The organism is Pseudomonas sp. RC3H12 (assembly GCF_018596375.1).
GTDB lineage: Bacteria > Pseudomonadota > Gammaproteobacteria > Pseudomonadales > Pseudomonadaceae > Aquipseudomonas.
Window position 1 is genome coordinate 260,879 of record NZ_CP075595.1, and the last position, 17,770, is coordinate 278,648.

22 protein-coding genes are annotated in these 17,770 nt (G+C 62.3%); 11 read left to right on the forward strand and 11 right to left on the reverse strand.

Going from position 1 to position 17,770, the window contains the following annotated elements; translation table 11 throughout:
• The first annotated feature begins 6 nt into the window (after window positions 1-6).
• On the forward strand, window positions 7-900 hold the full coding sequence (locus KHO27_RS01215) for a ZIP family metal transporter (protein WP_214501952.1): 894 nt from the start codon (window positions 7-9) through the stop codon (window positions 898-900).
• Between the two features lie 165 nt (window positions 901-1,065).
• On the opposite strand, the gene KHO27_RS01220 is transcribed toward KHO27_RS01215, so the two are convergent.
• From KHO27_RS01220 to KHO27_RS01265, 10 genes are all read right to left on the reverse strand, one after another.
• On the reverse strand, window positions 1,066-1,338 hold the full coding sequence (locus KHO27_RS01220) for an HPr family phosphocarrier protein (protein ID WP_046856970.1): 273 nt from the start codon (window positions 1,336-1,338) through the stop codon (window positions 1,066-1,068).
• A gap of 19 nt (window positions 1,339-1,357) precedes the next feature.
• Window positions 1,358-2,212, reverse strand: coding sequence for an RNase adapter RapZ (gene rapZ / locus KHO27_RS01225; protein ID WP_023629088.1), 855 nt, complete (start codon window positions 2,210-2,212; stop codon window positions 1,358-1,360).
• A gap of 2 nt (window positions 2,213-2,214) precedes the next feature.
• The gene (gene ptsN, locus KHO27_RS01230) at window positions 2,215-2,679 is read right to left on the reverse strand and encodes a PTS IIA-like nitrogen regulatory protein PtsN (RefSeq protein ID WP_214501041.1); all 465 of its coding nucleotides are present in this window, start codon (window positions 2,677-2,679) and stop codon (window positions 2,215-2,217) included.
• 12 nt (window positions 2,680-2,691) lie between these two features.
• Complete coding sequence (gene hpf / locus KHO27_RS01235; RefSeq protein WP_023629086.1) at window positions 2,692-3,000, reverse strand: ribosome hibernation-promoting factor, HPF/YfiA family; 309 nt, start codon at window positions 2,998-3,000, stop codon at window positions 2,692-2,694.
• Window positions 3,001-3,078: 78 nt separating this feature from the next.
• Entirely contained in the window at window positions 3,079-4,575 is a 1,497-nt protein-coding gene (locus KHO27_RS01240; RefSeq protein WP_102682718.1) for an RNA polymerase factor sigma-54, read from the reverse strand.
• A 174-nt stretch (window positions 4,576-4,749) separates the two neighbouring features.
• The gene (lptB, locus tag KHO27_RS01245; protein WP_023629084.1) at window positions 4,750-5,475 is read right to left on the reverse strand and encodes an LPS export ABC transporter ATP-binding protein; all 726 of its coding nucleotides are present in this window, start codon (window positions 5,473-5,475) and stop codon (window positions 4,750-4,752) included.
• Window positions 5,476-6,000 carry a lipopolysaccharide transport periplasmic protein LptA gene (lptA, locus tag KHO27_RS01250; protein ID WP_023629083.1) on the reverse strand — a complete coding sequence of 175 codons (525 nt, stop codon included), beginning with the start codon at window positions 5,998-6,000 and terminating at the stop codon, window positions 5,476-5,478.
• The gene (gene lptC, locus KHO27_RS01255; RefSeq protein WP_046856968.1) at window positions 5,987-6,559 is read right to left on the reverse strand and encodes an LPS export ABC transporter periplasmic protein LptC; all 573 of its coding nucleotides are present in this window, start codon (window positions 6,557-6,559) and stop codon (window positions 5,987-5,989) included. Before lptC ends, lptA begins: the two co-directional genes overlap by 14 nt.
• Before the next feature lie 8 nt (window positions 6,560-6,567).
• Window positions 6,568-7,092 carry a KdsC family phosphatase gene (locus tag KHO27_RS01260; protein WP_110700393.1) on the reverse strand — a complete coding sequence of 175 codons (525 nt, stop codon included), beginning with the start codon at window positions 7,090-7,092 and terminating at the stop codon, window positions 6,568-6,570.
• Window positions 7,093-8,067, reverse strand: coding sequence for a KpsF/GutQ family sugar-phosphate isomerase (locus KHO27_RS01265; RefSeq protein WP_110700391.1), 975 nt, complete (start codon window positions 8,065-8,067; stop codon window positions 7,093-7,095).
• Between the two features lie 245 nt (window positions 8,068-8,312).
• Here KHO27_RS01265 and KHO27_RS01270 point away from each other — a divergent pair, with 245 nt between their 5' ends.
• From KHO27_RS01270 to hisC, 10 genes are all read left to right on the forward strand, one after another.
• Window positions 8,313-9,122 carry an ATP-binding cassette domain-containing protein gene (locus KHO27_RS01270; RefSeq protein WP_023630420.1) on the forward strand — a complete coding sequence of 270 codons (810 nt, stop codon included), beginning with the start codon at window positions 8,313-8,315 and terminating at the stop codon, window positions 9,120-9,122.
• The gene (mlaE, locus tag KHO27_RS01275) at window positions 9,122-9,919 is read left to right on the forward strand and encodes a lipid asymmetry maintenance ABC transporter permease subunit MlaE (RefSeq protein ID WP_214501042.1); all 798 of its coding nucleotides are present in this window, start codon (window positions 9,122-9,124) and stop codon (window positions 9,917-9,919) included. Before KHO27_RS01270 ends, mlaE begins: the two co-directional genes overlap by 1 nt.
• Window positions 9,919-10,404 (forward strand): outer membrane lipid asymmetry maintenance protein MlaD, encoded by a 486-nt coding sequence (gene mlaD, locus KHO27_RS01280; protein WP_023630422.1) that lies wholly within the window; start codon window positions 9,919-9,921, stop codon window positions 10,402-10,404. Before mlaE ends, mlaD begins: the two co-directional genes overlap by 1 nt.
• Window positions 10,405-10,413: 9 nt before the next feature.
• Complete coding sequence (locus tag KHO27_RS01285) at window positions 10,414-11,067, forward strand: MlaC/ttg2D family ABC transporter substrate-binding protein (RefSeq protein ID WP_214501043.1); 654 nt, start codon at window positions 10,414-10,416, stop codon at window positions 11,065-11,067.
• Window positions 11,064-11,366: an STAS domain-containing protein gene (locus tag KHO27_RS01290; RefSeq protein WP_214501044.1), complete on the forward strand. Its 303-nt coding sequence runs from the start codon at window positions 11,064-11,066 to the stop codon at window positions 11,364-11,366. Before KHO27_RS01285 ends, KHO27_RS01290 begins: the two co-directional genes overlap by 4 nt.
• Window positions 11,367-11,484: 118 nt before the next feature.
• Window positions 11,485-11,724: a BolA family protein gene (locus KHO27_RS01295; RefSeq protein ID WP_023630425.1), complete on the forward strand. Its 240-nt coding sequence runs from the start codon at window positions 11,485-11,487 to the stop codon at window positions 11,722-11,724.
• Window positions 11,725-11,747: 23 nt separating this feature from the next.
• On the forward strand, window positions 11,748-13,013 hold the full coding sequence (gene murA / locus KHO27_RS01300) for a UDP-N-acetylglucosamine 1-carboxyvinyltransferase (protein ID WP_046856963.1): 1,266 nt from the start codon (window positions 11,748-11,750) through the stop codon (window positions 13,011-13,013).
• A gap of 93 nt (window positions 13,014-13,106) precedes the next feature.
• Window positions 13,107-13,742 carry an ATP phosphoribosyltransferase gene (hisG, locus tag KHO27_RS01305; protein WP_023630427.1) on the forward strand — a complete coding sequence of 212 codons (636 nt, stop codon included), beginning with the start codon at window positions 13,107-13,109 and terminating at the stop codon, window positions 13,740-13,742.
• Between the two features lie 126 nt (window positions 13,743-13,868).
• Window positions 13,869-15,191, forward strand: a complete 1,323-nt coding sequence (gene hisD, locus KHO27_RS01310; protein ID WP_102682722.1) for a histidinol dehydrogenase — start codon at window positions 13,869-13,871, stop codon at window positions 15,189-15,191.
• Window positions 15,192-15,193: 2 nt separating this feature from the next.
• Entirely contained in the window at window positions 15,194-16,243 is a 1,050-nt protein-coding gene (gene hisC, locus KHO27_RS01315; RefSeq protein WP_214501045.1) for a histidinol-phosphate transaminase, read from the forward strand.
• A 181-nt stretch (window positions 16,244-16,424) separates the two neighbouring features.
• Here the strand turns inward: hisC and KHO27_RS01320 are convergent, their stop codons facing one another.
• Entirely contained in the window at window positions 16,425-17,726 is a 1,302-nt protein-coding gene (locus tag KHO27_RS01320; RefSeq protein ID WP_214500505.1) for an IS4-like element ISPpu8 family transposase, read from the reverse strand.
• Window positions 17,727-17,770 lie beyond the last annotated feature (44 nt).

The window sequence follows — 17,770 nt, forward strand, 5'->3', positions numbered from 1 at the left end:
GCCGGTATGCGCTCGCAGGTGATGTCTGTCAGCAGTGTGCGCCTGTTCCGTCTGGCGCTTGGGACCGTGTTGTTGCTGGTCGGCACCGCGTTGCTGGTGACGCGTGGCATCGCCTGGCTGGACCTGGAACCGCGCATGTTGCGAGCCCTGGAGGGCGGAGCCCTGTGCGCATTGGGGACGGCCTTGGGCGCGGTGCCGGTGCTGGTAATCCGTAACATGCCAGTGGCCGTGGCCGACACCTTGCTCGGTTTTGGTGCTGGGGTGATGTTGGCGGCCACCGCATTCTCGCTGATCATTCCCGGGCTGGATGCGGCCCAGGCCATCGGCTTCAGCCCATGGGGCGCCGGTGGTGTGATCAGCAGCGGCCTGTTGTTCGGCGCGTTGTGCCTGTTTCTGGTCGACCTCAAGGTCTCCGGCGCTTCACCGGAGGCCCTGGTCGGCAGTGAGCGGCAACCTGTTATCGCCGCGCGGATCTGGCTGTTCGTCATCGCCATCATTGCCCACAACATCCCCGAAGGCATGGCGATCGGGGTTTCCGCCGGTGGCGGGATGCCTGATGCCGATAGCCTGGCCATGGGCATCGCGTTGCAGGATGTGCCTGAGGGCCTGGTGATTGCGCTGGTGCTGGCAGGAGCGGGCATGCCGCGCTTCAAGGCGTTTCTGATCGGTGCGGCATCGGGGCTGGTCGAGCCGCTGGCAGCGGTGATCTGTGCCTGGCTGGTGAACATTGCCGAACTGTTGCTGCCGTTGGGCCTGGCCTGCGCGGCGGGGGCGATGCTGCTGGTGGTGACCCAGGAGATCATTCCGGACTCACGCAGCAACGGGCATCACCGCCTGGCGAGCCTGGGGTTGTGTGTTGGGTTCTGTCTGATGATGGTAATGGACACGGCGATGTCCTGACGCCGCAGCTCAGAAACTGCCGGAGCCAGCCTTGCTGGCGAAGCAGTTATCGCAGTATTGGCGTGAGAGCGGGCTTGCCCCGCGATGCATCGCACCGGCGACACTGGCATCGCGGGGCAAGCCCGCTCCCACGCTCCAATTATCCGTTTGCCGTCCTCGCCTGGCTCATTCGCCTTCGTCGAAGAAGTTCTCGATCAACGCGACCAACGCTTCCATGGCGTCGGTGTCCTGCTCGCCCTCGGTGAGCAGGTGCACCTGAGTGCCCTTGCCGGCGGCGAGCATCATTACCGCCATGATGCTCTTGCCGTCCACCAGCTTGTCCGGCGCGCGCCCGACCCGTACCTGGCAGGGGAAGCGCCCGGCCACGCCGACGAACTTGGCGGCCGCCCGCGCATGCAGGCCCAGCTTGTTGATGATGGTGATTTCGCGGGCGGGCATCGTGGGGCGGATCCTGTGGCTAGAGGTCGCGGTGGCGGACCTGGACGTTTTTCAGGGATTGCTGGAGCAGTTGGCCAAGCCGTTCGGTAATGTACACCGAGCGGTGGTGGCCGCCGGTACAGCCGATGGCGATAGTGACATAGGCGCGGTTGCTGGCGGCGAAGCGCGGCAGCCATTTGAGCAGGTAGCTGGAAATGTCCTGGAACATCTCCTCGACGTCCGGCTGCGCGGCCAGGTAGTCGATCACCGGCTGTTCGAGGCCGGAATGTTCGCGAAGTTCCGGCTTCCAGTACGGGTTGGGCAGGCAGCGCACGTCGAACACCAGGTCGGCATCCACCGGCATGCCACGCTTGAAACCGAATGACTCGACGAGAAACGCAGTGCCGGGCTCGGGCTGGTTGAGCAGGCGCAGCTTGATCGAGTCACGCAACTGGTACAGGTTCAGGTTGGTGGTATCGATCTTCAGGTCGGCAAGGTCGGCGATCGGCCCAAGCAGCTCGCTCTCCACCCGGATTGCCTCAGCCAGCGAACGGCTGTCGTTGGTCAGTGGATGGCGGCGGCGGGTCTCCGAAAAACGCTTGAGCAGTGTGTCTTCGTCGGCATCCAGATACAGCACGTCGCACTGAATATGCCGGGAGCGTGCCTCTTCCAGCAACTGAGGGAAGCGTGACAGATGGCTGGGCAGGTTGCGTGCATCGATCGAGACCGCAACCTTGGGTTGCAACAGCTCTGTGTTGATCAAGGCGTTTTCAGCCAGCTGCGGCAACAGCCCGGCGGGCAGGTTGTCGATGCAGTAATAGCCGTTGTCTTCCAGCACGTCGAGGGCGGTGCTCTTACCGGAGCCGGAGCGACCGCTGACGATGATCAGGCGCATGTTCAGTGCTCGTTTTGTACGTCCAGGACGACCTGGTAGAGGGTCTCGCTGCTATCGGCGGCACGCAGTTTATCGCGGACCTGCTTGCGATCAAGCATGCTGGCGATCTGGCGCAGCAGTTCTAGGTGCGCGTCGGTGGCGGCTTCCGGGACCAGCAGGACAAACAGCAGGTCGACCGGGGCGCCATCGATGGCATCGTAATCAATGGGGGCTTCCAGATGCAGCAGGGCGCTGACAGGCGCGCTGCAACCTGCCAGGCGGCAATGGGGTATGGCGATGCCATTGCCAAAACCGGTGGAGCCCAGTTTTTCGCGAGCCCACAGGCTGTCGAAGACGTCTTGCATCTCCAGCTCGGGTACTTGCTCGGCGATCAGGTTGGCGACCTTTTCCAGGGCGCGCTTCTTACTGCCGCCCGGCACGTTCACGAGGGAACGGCCGGGGGTCAGGATGGTTTCAAGTCGGATCATGGATGAGGGGGATCAGCGGGCGGCTGCGCCTTGCAGCAGGCTTTGCTGTTTTTCCTTGTGTTTTTTCAGTTGGCGGTCGAGCTTGTCGGCCAGGGCATCGATCGCTGCATACATGTCTTGGTGTTCGGCGTTTGCAACCACCTCACCGCCGGGAATCTGGAGCGTGGCTTCGATCTTCTGCTGAAGCTTCTCGACTTTCATGATCACCGTCACGTTGGTGATCTTGTCGAAATGACCCTCCACCCGGGCGAGCTTCTCGAGCACGTAATCGCGCAGTGGTTGGGTGACTTCTACATGCTGTCCACTGATGTTGACTTGCATACAGCTTCTCCTTTGTTGCCCGTGCATAAAGAGGCAGGTGTTGCACCTGCCACTGAAACGCTGTGGCACATCCGGGGGCTACATCAGCCGCTTGCGCTCGCTCGAAGGGGCGATCCCCAACGACTCGCGATACTTGGCGACGGTGCGACGGGCTACCTGGATGCCTTGTGCCTCCAGTAAACCAGCGATCTTGCTGTCACTCAATGGCTTTTTCTGATTTTCCGCAGCCACCAGTTTCTTGATGATCGCGCGGATTGCCGTGGACGAGCATTCGCCGCCTTCGGCGGTGCTCACGTGGCTCGAGAAAAAGTATTTCAGTTCGTAGATGCCGCGCGGGGTGTGCATGTATTTCTGCGTGGTCACCCGGGAAATGGTCGATTCGTGCATGCCCACCGCCTCGGCGATGTCATGCAGGACCAGCGGCTTCATGGCCTCGTCGCCATGGTCGAGGAAGCCACGCTGGTGCTCGACGATCTGCGTCGCCACTTTCATCAGCGTCTCGTTGCGGCTCTGCAGGCTCTTGATGAACCAGCGCGCCTCCTGCAACTGGTTGCGCATGAAGGTATTGTCGGCGCTGGTGTCGGCGCGCCGGACGAAGCCGGCGTACTGCGGATTGACGCGCAGCTTCGGCACCGCCTCCTGGTTGAGCTCGACCAGCCAGCGCTCGCTGTCCTTGCGCACGATGACGTCGGGCACGACGTATTCGGGTTCACTGGACTCGATCTGCGAGCCCGGGCGCGGGTTGAGGCTCTGTACCAGTTCGATGATCTGGCGCAGTTCGTCTTCCTTGAGCTTCATCCGGCGCATCAGCTGGCTGTAGTCGCGGCTGCCGAGCAGGTCGATGAAGTCGGTGACCAGGCGCTGTGCCTCGCTCATCCAGGGTGTCGAGGCCGGCAGCTGGCGCAGTTGCAGCAGCAGGCATTCGCCGAGGGTGCGGGCGCCAATGCCGGCCGGCTCGAACTGCTGGATGCGGTGCAGCACCGCCTCGACCTCGTCCAGCTCGATGTCCAGCTCCGGGTCGAAACCGGCGCAGATTTCTTCGAGGGTGTCTTCCAGGTAGCCCTGGGCGTTGATGCTGTCGATCAGGGTGACGGCGATCAGCCGGTCGGTGTCGGACATCGGCGCCAGGTTGAGCTGCCACAGCAGGTGGCTTTGCAGGCTCTCGCCCACCGACGTACGGGTGGTGAAGTCCCATTCGTCGTCATCGTTGCTCGGCAGGCTGCTGGCGCTGGTCTGGTAGATGTCTTCCCAGGCGGTGTCGACCGGCAATTCGTTGGGGATCCGCTCGGCCCATTCGCCGTCCTCCAGGTTTTCCGTGGTACTGCTGGAGGTTTCCTGGAAACTGTTGTCCTGGGCTTCGGCGGTCGGCTTGTTCTCGGCGTTGTCCGCCATGGGGTCGCTGTTGTCGAAGTCCTCGCCGTCTTCCTGACGTTCGAGCATCGGGTTGGACTCCAGCGCTTCCTGGATTTCCTGCTGGAGGTCCAGGGTGGAGAGCTGAAGCAGGCGGATGGCCTGTTGCAACTGAGGTGTCATCGTCAGTTGCTGGCCCATTTTTAGGACGAGCGATGGTTTCATGGCTGGGGCTTAATACCTTGTTGCCGGCGCGCATGCGCCATCCACTACACGTAGGGCGCTTGGGCGCCGACTTTAAGCAAGTTATATGCCTGAAATTGCAGCGTTTGCCTAGAGCACTGTAACAACTTAAGCCCCGATCAGGCGCATTCGCCAGTGCTCCGGGCAGGCCTGTGGTCAGAGTCGGAACTCGTGCCCCAGGTAAACTTCCTTGACCAACTGGTTGGCCAGGATGGTCTCGGCATCGCCTTCGGCGATCAGTTGGCCATCGTTGACGATGTAGGCCGTCTCGCAGATATCCAGGGTCTCGCGAACGTTGTGGTCGGTGATCAGTACGCCGATGCCCTTGTTCTTGAGGTGGTGGATGATCTGCTTGATGTCGCCGACGGAAATCGGGTCGACCCCGGCGAACGGTTCGTCCAGCAGGATGAACTTGGGTGCGGTGGCCAGGGCGCGGGCGATCTCGACCCGGCGACGTTCGCCACCGGACAGGCTCATGCCCAGATTGTCGCGGATATGGCTGATGTGGAACTCCTGCAGCAGGCTTTCCAGCTCCTTGCGGCGCCCTTCGCGATCGAGGTCCTTGCGGGTCTCGAGGATGGCCATGATGTTGTCGGCCACCGACAGCTTGCGGAAGATCGACGCTTCCTGCGGCAGGTAGCCGATACCGGCCTGGGCGCGCCCGTGCATCGGCTGGTGGCTAACGTCGAGGCTGTCGATCAGCACACGGCCCTGGTCGGCCTGGACCAGGCCGACGATCATGTAGAAACAGGTGGTCTTGCCGGCGCCGTTGGGGCCGAGCAGGCCGACGATCTGGCCGCTGTCGATGGACAGGCTGACGTCGCGCACGACTTGCCTGCCCTTGTAGCTCTTGGCCAGGTGCTGGGCTTTGAGGGTTGCCATTTACTCGGCCTTTTTCTTCGGTTGAATGACCATGTCGATACGCTGACGCGGTGCAGTCACGTTGCCACCGCGTCCGGCGGTAGCCACCTGGGTCTTGGTGTTGTAGACGATCTTCTCGCCTTCGGTGGTGTTGCCTTCGTTCTCGACCTTGGCGCGGTCGGTGAGGATCACCACGTCTTTCTGCGCCTGGTACTGGATGGTCACGGCCCAGCCTTTCATCTTGTCGGGCTTGGCGGCGCTCTGCTGCTGCTCGAAGTAGGCCAGGTTGCCCACCGAGGTGACCACGTCGATATCGCCGTTGGCGGCGCGGGTCATGGTCACGGTGTTGCCTTTGATCATCATCGAACCCTGGGTGATGATCACGTCGCCCGTGTAGGTGGCGACGCCCTGCTTGTCGTCCAGGTGGGCGTTGTCCGCCTGGATGCGAATCGGCTGGTCACGGTCGTTCGGCAGGGCGAAGGCGCTCGCGCTTCCCAGTGCTACGCCCAGGCTGAGCAGAAGGGGGATGGTTTTAACGAGCCTCATACTGTCCTCTTACGTTAGAGAGCAGGTCCATCCTGCCTTCTTTCAAATACGCTTTCATTCCTTTGCCCGTAGTCGTGCCACCGGCGCCGTCGATTCTAACGGCTTGCTCGGTCTGCGCATATTGCTTCTGCGGGAACACGGTCATGCGTGTGCTGGTGATGATGGTTTCGCGTTGCTTCTCGTCGGTGCGCGCCACGCGCACCTCGTCGATCAACTCCACCTCGGTGCCGTCCGGGTTGACCTCGGCGCGTTTGCTCTGCACATGCCAGGGGTATTCGGTACCACGGTACATGTGCAGGTCGGGCGTGGTCACCAGGGTGACCTCGCTGGCCTTGAGGTGCTCGACCTTGGCGGCGGTCATTTCGTACTGCAGCTTGCCGTCGGGCAGGAACTGCAAGCTGTGGGCGTTGATCGCGTAGTAGTCGATGGCGCTCTGGTCGACCTGGGCCTGGGGCTGTTCGAGGAAGCTTTCCGGGCTGATGTTCCAGTAGCCTACAGCAACCAGCACGGCAGCGATCCCGCCTAGCAGCGCGACATTTCTGATCTTCTTGCTGAGCATGGGCAGCCTTACAGGTAATGGGCGTTGGCAGCGTCCAGGGTGCCCTGGGCCTGCATGATCAGTTCACAGAACTCGCGGGCGGCGCCTTCGCCGCCGCGGGCCTGGGTAACGCCGTGGGCGTGCTGGCGAACGAAGGCCGCGGCATTCTGCACCGCCATGCCCAGGCCGACGCGGCGGATCACCGGCAGGTCGGGCAGGTCGTCGCCGAGGTAGGCGACCTGTTCATAGCTTAGATTGAGTTCGGCGAGCAGGCCGTCCAGCACCACCAGTTTGTCCTCGCGGCCCTGGAACAGGTGCGGGATACCAAGGTTCTTCGCCCGGCGCTCGACCACGGGGGTCTTGCGCCCGCTGATGATCGCGGTGGTCACGCCCGAGGCCATGAGCATCTTGATGCCGTGGCCGTCGAGGGTGTTGAAGGTCTTGAACTCGCTGCCGTCCTCGAGGAAGTACAGGCGACCATCGGTGAGCACGCCGTCAACGTCGAACACCGCCAGCTTGATAGTCTTGGCGCGTTGCATCAGGTCCTGGTTCATTTACATCACTCCGGCGCGCAGCAGGTCGTGCATGTTCAGGGCGCCGGTCGGGCGGTCGTCCTGGTCGACAACCACCAGCGCGCTGATCTTGTGGTCTTCCATGATCTTCAGTGCCTCGGCGGCGAGCATCTCGGCGCGGGCGGTCTTGCCGTGCACGGTCATGACTTCGTCGATGAGCGTCTTGTGCACGTCGATGTTGCGGTCCAGGCTGCGGCGCAGGTCACCGTCGGTGAAGACGCCGGCCAGCTTGCCGTCGTTACCCAGCACCACGGTCATGCCCAAACCTTTGCGAGACATTTCAAGCAGCGCGTCCTTGAGCAGGGTGCCGCTCTTTACCACAGGCAGCTCTTCGCCGGCATGCATGACGTGCTCGACCTTCAGCAGCAGGCGACGGCCCAGCGCGCCGCCCGGGTGGGAGAAGGCGAAGTCTTCGGCGGTGAAACCGCGCGCCTCCAGCAGGGCGATGGCCAGGGCGTCGCCCAGCGCCAGCGCCGCGGTGGTGGAGGAGGTCGGCGCAAGGTTGAGCGGGCAGGCTTCCTGGGCGACGCTGGCGTCGAGGTTGACCTCGGCGGCCTGGGCCAGGGGCGAGTCCGGTTTGCCGGTGAGGCTGATCATCTGGATGCCCAGGCGCTTGATCAAAGGCAGCAGGGTGATGATCTCGGCGGTGCTGCCGGAGTTGGACAGGGCAAGAATGACATCGTCACGGGTGATCATGCCCATGTCGCCATGGCTGGCCTCGGCCGGGTGCACGAAGAACGCCGGGGTGCCGGTGCTGGCCAGGGTGGCGGCGATCTTGTTGCCGATGTGCCCCGACTTGCCCATGCCTACCACCACGACCCGTCCCTTGCTGGCCAGGATCAGTTCGCAGGCCTTGACGAAGTCCCCGTCGATGCGGGCCAGCAAGGCCTCCACGGCCTCGAGTTCGAGGCGCAGGGTGCGCTGGGCGGATTGGATCAGCTCGCTGGATTGGGTCATGTCGAAACGCAATGCCTGATGAAAAGGCGGCGATTATAGCCGCAATGTGTGAAAGGCTCATCCTTCGAATGTCATATGGATGCCGCGCCTGCCTGTCTGGGCCCTGAACGAGTGGGGTGACGGCCTTGGGGCGGGCCTATCAGCGGTGCTATAGTTCGCCGCTATTCGGCCCGCCGGGGACCTGTGTGCCTTCAAGATGAAGGCAGGCGTCCACTATGACGAGGCTGCACTAGCAAGGAGTCTAGATGAGTGTGGATAGCGCCTACGCGGTCGAGTTGAAGGGCGTCACCTTCAAGCGCGGTTCGCGCAGCATTTTCAGCAACGTGGACATACGCATTCCCCGCGGCAAGGTCACCGGCATCATGGGGCCTTCGGGGTGCGGCAAGACCACCTTGCTGCGCCTGATGGGCGCGCAGTTGCGCCCGGCCGGCGGCGAAGTCTGGGTCAATGGGCAGAACCTGCCCGCGCTGTCGCGGGGCGACCTGTTCGATGCGCGCAAGCAGATGGGCGTGCTGTTCCAGAGCGGTGCGCTGTTCACCGACCTGGATGTGTTCGAGAACGTGGCCTTTCCGCTGCGGGTGCATACGCAGCTGTCGGACGAGATGATCCGCGACATCGTGCTGATGAAGCTGCAGGCCGTGGGCCTGCGCGGCGCCATCGACCTGATGCCCGACGAGTTGTCCGGCGGCATGAAGCGCCGTGTGGCGCTGGCCCGTGCGATCGCCCTCGACCCGCAGATCCTCATGTACGACGAGCCGTTCGTCGGCCAGGACCCGATCGCCATGGGCGTGCTGGTGCGCCTGATCCGCCTGCTCAACGATGCCCTGGGCATCACCAGTATCGTGGTGTCCCATGACCTTGCGGAAACCGCGAGCATTGCCGACTACATCTATGTGGTCGGCGATGGCCAGGTGCTGGGGCAGGGCACGCCGGACGAACTGATGGGCTCGGACAACCCGCGCATCCGCCAGTTCATGAAAGGCGACCCTGATGGCCCGGTACCCTTCCACTTCCCTGCGCCTGACTACCGCGCCGATTTGCTGGGGACGCGTTGATGCGCAGAAAATCCTTACTCGAACGTATCCGTCTGTTCGGCCGTTCGGCCATCGATGTGCTGGCCGTACTGGGACGCTCGTGCCTGTTCCTCGGCCATTCGCTGGGCGGGCGCAGTGGTATCGGCGGCGGTTTCCAGCTGCTGGTCAAGCAACTGTATTCGGTGGGTGTGCTGTCGCTGGCGATCATCGTCGTGTCCGGCGTGTTCATCGGCATGGTCCTGGCGCTGCAGGGCTACAGCATTCTCAACAAGTATGGCTCGGAACAGGCGGTCGGGCAGATGGTCGCCCTGACCCTGCTGCGCGAGCTCGGGCCGGTGGTCACCGCTTTGCTGTTCGCTGGCCGCGCGGGTTCTGCGCTGACCGCCGAAATCGGCAACATGAAATCCACCGAGCAGCTGTCGAGCCTGGAAATGATCGGCGTCGACCCGCTCAAGTACATCGTGGCGCCACGCCTGTGGGCCGGCTTCATTTCGCTGCCGCTGCTGGCGCTGATCTTCAGCGTGGTGGGCATCTGGGGCGGCTCGTGGGTCGCCGTGGACTGGCTGGGCGTCTACGACGGCTCGTTCTGGGGCAACATGCAGAACAGTGTCTCTTTCAGCGACGACGTGCTCAACGGGCTGATCAAGAGCCTGGTGTTCGCCTTCGTCGTTACCTGGATCGCCGTATTCCAGGGGTACGACTGTGAGCCCACTTCAGAAGGGATCAGCCGTGCCACCACCAAGACCGTGGTCTATGCCTCGTTGGCAGTCCTGGGTCTGGACTTTATTCTGACCGCCTTGATGTTTGGAGATTTCTGATGCAAAACCGCACCCTGGAAATCGGTGTCGGCCTGTTCCTCCTGGCCGGGATCCTGGCGCTGCTGCTGCTGGCCCTGCGTGTCAGCGGGCTGTCGGCCAGCCCGAGCAGCGACACATATAAAGTTTATGCGTACTTCGACAATATCGCCGGTTTGACGGTCAGAGCTAAAGTGACCATGGCCGGTGTGACCATCGGCAAGGTCACGGCCATCGATCTGGACCGCGACTCGTATACCGGTCGGGTGACGCTGCAGCTGGACAAGCATGTCGACAACCTGCCGACCGACTCCACTGCCTCGATCCTGACCGCCGGCCTGCTGGGCGAGAAGTACATCGGCATCAGCGTGGGCGGCGAGGACGTGGTTCTCAAGGATGGCAGCACCATCCACGACACGCAGTCGGCGCTGGTGCTGGAAGATCTGATCGGCAAGTTCCTGCTCAACTCGGTGGGCAAGGAACCGAAAGAAGCTCAACCGGCTAATTAAGGAGTTTCCATGATTTCGATCCTGCGACGTGGCCTGCTGGTCCTGCTGGCGGCCTTCCCCCTGCTGGTCATGGCGGCTCCCGGGCAGTCCGCCCGTGATGTCATCCAGGGCACCACCACCCAGTTGCTCAGCGACCTCAAGGCCAACAAGGAGCAGTACAAGGCCAATCCGGAGGACTTCTACAAAGCGCTCAACAGCAACCTTGGTCCGGTGGTCGATGCCGACGGCATCTCCAAGAGCATCATGACCGTCAAGTATTCGCGCAAGGCCACCACTGCGCAGATGCAGCGCTTCCAGGAGAACTTCAAGCGCAGCCTGATGCAGTTCTATGGCAACGCCTTGCTGGAGTACAACAACCAGGGCATCACCGTCGACCCGGCCAAGGCCGAGGGTGACGATCGCACCAGCGTCGGCATGAAGATCACCGGCACCAACGGCGCGGTCTATCCGGTGCAGTACACCATGGTCAAGCTGGACGGCGAGTGGAAGGTGCGTAACGTCATCGTCAACGGCATCAACATCGGCAAGCTGTTCCGCGACCAGTTCCAGGATGCCATGCAGCGTAACGGCAACAACCTGGACAAGACCATCGACGGTTGGGCCGGTGAAGTGGCCAAGGCCAAGGAAACAGCCGACAGCTCGCCGGATAAGGAAGTCAAATGAGCGACGCCGCCGTGAGCATGGCCGCGCCGGGCGTTCTTGCCCTGGCCGGCGTGCTGGATTACCGCAGTGGCCCAGCCCTGCGCAAACAGGGCAAGGCGTTGATCGCCACCAGTGGCGAGGCGCGCCTAGTGTTCGATTGCACTGCGGTGGTCAAATCGAGCAGCGTTGGCCTGTCGTTGCTGCTGGGGTTTATGCGCGATGCCCAGGCGGCTGGAAAAACCTGGGAGTTGCGCGGTATCCCCGAGAACATGCAGGAAATTGCCGGGGTCTATGACCTCGATGAGGTATTGGCGGGCTGATGCCCTGTCGTTCGGGAAAGGCCCCTCGGTCAGTGCGCCCCGTCATGGGCTTCGCAGGCGAGGGGCTTTTTTGTATGATGGCCGACCCGCGCGCGTTGGGCGCCGATCGAGGTTGAGCATGCAGGCCGTAGAAGTTAAAAGCTTTCTGGAAGAGAAATTGCCGGGAACCCAGGTCGAAGTTGAAGGCGAAGGCTGCAACTTCCAGTTGAACGTGATCAGCGACGAGCTGGCCGGCCAGAGCCCGGTCAAGCGTCAGCAGGCGATCTATGCTCACCTCAATCCGTGGATCGCCAACGGCAGCATTCACGCGGTAACCATGAAATTCTTCAGCAGCGCAGCCTGGGCTGAGCGAACCTGAGCCTACTTGGCGGCGAGATACGTATGGACAAACTGATTATCACCGGTGGCGCGCGTCTTGATGGCGAGATTCGCATTTCCGGCGCAAAGAACTCCGCCCTGCCGATCCTTTCGGCCACCCTGCTGTGCGATGGTCCGGTCACGGTCGGCAACCTGCCGCACCTGCACGACATCACCACCATGATCGAGCTGTTCGGTCGCATGGGCATTGAGCCTGTGATCGACGAAAAGCTCTCGGTGGAGATTGACCCGCGTACCATCAAGACCCTGGTCGCCCCCTACGAGCTGGTCAAGACCATGCGCGCCTCGATCCTGGTGCTCGGCCCCATGGTGGCCCGCTTCGGTGAGGCCGAAGTAGCCCTGCCGGGTGGCTGCGCCATCGGTTCGCGTCCGGTCGACCTGCACATCCGCGGCCTCGAGGCCATGGGTGCGAAGATCGACGTCGAGGGTGGCTACATCAAGGCCAAGGCCCCCGAAGGCGGCCTGCGTGGCGCGCACTTCTTCTTCGACACCGTCAGTGTCACCGGCACCGAGAACATCATGATGGCCGCTGCCCTGGCCAAGGGCCGTAGCGTGCTGCAGAACGCCGCCCGTGAGCCGGAGGTGGTCGACCTGGCCAACTTCCTGATCGCCATGGGTGCGAAGATCCAGGGCGCCGGTACCGACACCATCACCATCGATGGCGTCGAGCGCCTGCACTCGGCCAACTACCGCGTCATGCCCGACCGTATCGAGACCGGCACTTACCTGGTCGCCGCTGCCGTGACCGGTGGCCGCGTCAAGGTCAAGGATACCGACCCGACCATCCTCGAAGCAGTCCTCGAGAAGCTCAAGGAAGCCGGCGCCGACATCACCACCGGCGAAGACTGGATCGAGCTGGACATGCACGGCAAGCGGCCGAAGGCCGTTAACCTGCGTACGGCTCCGTACCCGGCGTTCCCGACCGACATGCAGGCGCAGTTCATTTCGCTCAACGCCATCGCCGAAGGCACTGGCGCGGTGATCGAGACCATCTTCGAGAACCGCTTCATGCACGTGTATGAGATGCACCGCATGGGCGCGCAGATCCAGGTCGAGGGCAACACCGCCATCGTCACTGGCGTCAAGGCGCTCAAAGGTGCGCCGGTAATGGCCACCGACCTGCGCGCTTCCGCCAGCCTGGTGCTGTCGGCGCTGGTCGCCGAAGGCGACACCCTGATCGATCGCATCTACCACATCGACCGTGGCTACGAGTGCATCGAGGAGAAACTGCAGATGCTGGGCGCGAAGATCCGTCGCGTACCGGGCTAGCAGTCATCGTGGCGCAGGGACGCGCCAGCCGAATCGTATGTGGTCGGGCTGCTGAGCCCGGCCGGCAGTAGACGCTTAAGGACCGACGTTCCAATGTTGACCATCGCGCTATCCAAAGGCCGTATTCTCGACGATACCCTGCCACTGCTGGCCGAGGCCGGTATCGTGCCGACCGAGAATCCCGACAAGAGCCGCAAGCTGATCATCCCCACCACGCAGGATGATGTGCGCCTGCTCATCGTGCGTGCCACCGATGTGCCGACCTATGTCGAGCATGGCGCCGCCGACCTCGGTGTGGCCGGCAAGGACGTGCTGATGGAGTACGGTGGCCAGGGCCTGTACGAACCCCTGGACCTGCAGATCGCCCAGTGCAAGCTGATGACCGCTGGCGTAACCGGCGCACCCGAGCCCAAAGGTCGCCTGCGCGTGGCTACCAAGTTCGTCAATGTAGCCAAGCGCTACTATGCCGAACAGGGCCGCCAGGTCGACATCATCAAGCTGTACGGCTCCATGGAGCTGGCGCCGCTGATCAACCTTGCCGACAAGATCATCGACGTGGTCGACACCGGCAATACCCTGCGCGCCAACGGCCTCGAGCCCCAGGACCTGATCGCCACGATCAGCTCTCGCCTGGTGGTCAACAAGGCCTCCATGAAGATGCAGCACGCCCGTATCCAGAGCCTGATCGACACCCTGCGCAACGCCGTCGAATCGCGACACCGCGGCTGACCTCTGCGCGCGACCTCCGCTGTCGCGCCCGTCTATCCGCGTCATAGCCTTTTTTCTCAGGTGCCCGCGCGGATGGAGTGGTAGCTTTAGGGCGCCTGAACATCCGCTAATAACGAGGCCCTCGCCATGACCGTGTCCACTGCAATTGCCCGTCTCAACGCCGCTGACCAGGATTTCGCCCGACATCTGGATCATCTGCTGAGCTGGGAAAGTGTGTCCGATGACGCGGTCAACCAGCGCGTGCTCGACATCATCAAGGCCGTGCGTGAGCGCGGTGACCAGGCGCTGGTGGAGTTCACCCAGCGTTTCGATGGCGTCGATGCCAAGACAATCGATGACCTGATCCTCGATCGCGAGCGCCTGGAGCTGGCGCTGACGCGCATTACCCCGGTGCAGCGCGAGGCCCTGGAAAAGGCCGCCAACCGCGTGCGTATCTACCATGAGCGGCAGAAGCAGGACTCGTGGCAGTACACCGAGGCTGACGGCACCGTCCTCGGTCAGAAGGTCACGCCGCTGGACCGCGCCGGGCTGTATGTGCCTGGTGGCAAGGCATCGTACCCGTCGTCGGTGTTGATGAATGCCATTCCGGCCAAGGTCGCGGGCGTCGGCGAGGTGGTGATGGTAGTGCCGACCCCGCGTGGCGAGGTCAACGAACTGGTCCTCGCCGCAGCCTGCATCGCCGGGGTCGACCGGGTGTTCACCGTCGGTGGTGCCCAGGCCGTGGCAGCCCTGGCCTACGGTACCGAGAGCGTGCCGCAGGTGGACAAGATCGTCGGCCCGGGCAACATCTACGTGGCCACTGCCAAGCGCCATGTGTTCGGCCAGGTTGGTATCGACATGATCGCCGGCCCTTCGGAGATTCTGGTGGTCTGCGACGGCCAGACCGATCCGGACTGGATCGCCATGGACCTGTTCTCCCAGGCCGAACACGACGAGGATGCCCAGGCGATCCTGGTCAGCCCGGACGCCGCTTTCCTCGATCGCGTCGCTGCCAGCATCGACAAGCTGCTGCCGACCATGGAGCGTGCCGAGATCATCGAGAAGTCGATCAACGGCCGTGGCGCGCTGATCCAGGTGCGTGACATGCAGCAGGCCATCGAGGTGGCCAACCGCATCGCCCCTGAGCACCTGGAGCTGTCGGTGGCCGACCCGCAGGCCTGGTTGCCGCAGATCCGCCATGCCGGCGCGATCTTCATGGGCCGCCACACCAGCGAGGCGCTGGGCGACTACTGCGCAGGCCCCAACCATGTGTTGCCAACCTCCGGCACCGCGCGCTTCTCTTCGCCACTGGGTGTGTACGACTTCCAGAAGCGTTCGTCGATCATCTTCTGCTCCGAGCAGGGCGCATCCGAACTGGGTCACACCGCTTCGGTGCTGGCCCGTGGCGAGTCGCTGACCGCCCATGCCCGTAGCGCCGAATACCGCATCCTCAACGAGAAGGGGAACTGAGCATGAGTCGTTTCTGGAGTCCCTTCGTCAAGGACCTGGTGCCTTACGTGCCGGGCGAGCAGCCCAAGCTGGCGCGTCTGGTCAAACTGAACACCAACGAGAACCCCTATGGCCCGTCGCCCAAGGCGTTGGAGGCCATGCGCGGCGAGCTCAACGACAACCTGCGGCTGTATCCGGACCCGAACGGTGACCGGCTCAAGCAGGCGGTGGCCGAGTACTATGGTGTGACACCGGCCCAGGTGTTCGTCGGCAACGGTTCGGACGAGGTGCTGGCGCACATCTTCCATGGCCTGTTCCAGCACGATCGTGGGCCGCTGCTGTTCCCGGACGTCAGCTACAGCTTTTATCCGGTGTATTGCGGCCTGTACGGTATCGCGTTCGAGCAGGTGGCGTTGGATGAGCAGTTCCAGATCCGGGTCTCGGACTACAGCAAGCCCAATGCCGGGGTCATCTTCCCCAACCCCAATGCGCCGACCGGCTGCCTGTTACCGCTTGAGGCGGTCGAGCAACTGCTGCAGGCCAACCGGGATTCGGTGGTGGTGGTCGATGAGGCCTACATCGATTTCGGTGGCGAAACGGCCATCAGCCTGGTTGATCGCTATGACAACCTGCTGGTGACCCAGACCTTGTCCAAGTCGCGTTCGCTGGCGGGGCTCAGGGTTGGCCTGGCGGTGGGGCATCCTGACCTGATCGAGGCGTTGGAGCGGATCAAGAACAGCTTCAACTCCTATCCGTTGGATCGCATGGCGATTGTCGGGGCGGCGGCGGCGTTCGACGACCGTGAGTATTTCGATGAGACCTGCGGCAAGGTTATCGACAGCCGGGACTTGCTGGTTTCTGAGTTGGTGGCGCGTGGGTTCGAAGTGCTGCCTTCGGCGGCGAACTTTATCTTTGCCCGGCATCCCGGCCAGGATGCTGCCGGGATCGCGGCGCGGCTTCGTGAGCAGGGGGTGATTGTTCGGCATTTCAAGCAGGAGCGGATTGCGCAGTTCCTGCGGATTACCATTGGGACGCCGGAGATGAATCAGGCTTTGCTTGATGCTTTGAATTGATATCAGGTTTTTGACATGGGGGGCGGATTGGGGTTGGTTGTTCTGACTTCTGATTCGCCCCTTGTTGTTGTTGTTGTTGTTGTTGTTGTTGTTGTTGTTGTTTGGTGGTTTTGGAAGTTGTATGCGCATTCATTTGTGATGCCGACGCTTATTCACCTTTCCGCCCTTACGGCCATCCCTTTCAAGGTCTTTTGGTTTTGGCGGCCTTGATGACCCGATCCGTCGAAACATGAGCATGTACAGCGGTCCCTTGCACCCAGGCCTTCGCTTTGGGCACCTTGGGGCCTCGTGGGCTTTTCGCAACCTGTCTGGGCTGGATGTTTCTGGCCAGCTCCAGCAGGCGCTGAGCCAGGTTTTCCATCGGAACAACGGGCATGTACTCGGATGGCAGGGCAATCTGCATGCCTTCGTAACCCCCTCTGATCTGCACCGCCAAGTGATAGATCGAGGCTTCCCAATTCTCGGGCAAGGCATCGCGGTGAGCCTGTTCAACACTTCGCTTGAGCAAGGCCAGAACGTTGTATGCCAGCACGGCAGTGGTGAATCCAAGCAAGGCGGCTCGCGGACTGCCGAGGGTTTCAATTTCACTTTCCAGAATTGCTTCCAACCGCTGGAACATCCCTTCAATGCTCCAGCGGCGCCGATAGAAGTCTGCGATCTGTTGCGCACTGATGCTCTCGGGCAGGTTGCTCCAGAACATCAAGCTGTTATCACCTGAGTCGTTTGGTGAATGAAGCGTTAACTCGACACGTCGCCAGCGGTGCCCGCCTTTTACTTCGATGGATTGCTCGCGCACAGTGCCTGTGGCGACGGGCATCGGTGCTTGCCACTCACCTTCCTGGATCAAGCGTGGATGCTTGGCCTGCTGGCGAATGACAAATGATGTATTCACCTGTTCGCACGCCTCCATTACAGGCAGCGTGCAGTAGAGACGGTCAGCGATCCAAACCTGATTGGTCTTTGCTTCAGCCAGCAACGGCAAAACACAAACTCGTTCGCTTGCGTAGGCGTCCTCGCACGGCTGGAGGTCAATTACCTGATCCAGGTCGGGGTCGTAAACCACCACCGAAAACCCGGGGCGAGCCGCTCCGCGCTCTTGGCGCAGCGCGCCAAGACGCTTTTCGGTAGAGGCCAAGTGGCTGCCATCGACCACCCGAACTTGCCAATCAGGAAGCATGGCTGAGCAGCCCAACTCATGGATTGTCGGCGCCAAGCGCTGCGCGCAGCCTGTCACCAGAGCACGCAACAGGGCAGGTTCGGTTCGACTGATCTTGTCGTACAGAGCTGCCAGGCTGACGGGAAGGTCGTCCAGTTGTCTTGCCGCAGCATGCAGCGATGGCTTCAAGCCCAATGAAACAAGCGACATCAACTTGATGATGGTCGAGAACAGCAGCTCGCGAGAATACTGCCGTTGGCGGTGCTCCTCGAAAACCTGATCGACCCACTCCGGCGCAATGGCCTGCTCCAAGGCAAGTTTGGCCATTACGCTGGCGGGTGCTTTTTTCTCGAATCGCGCTAGTACATCAG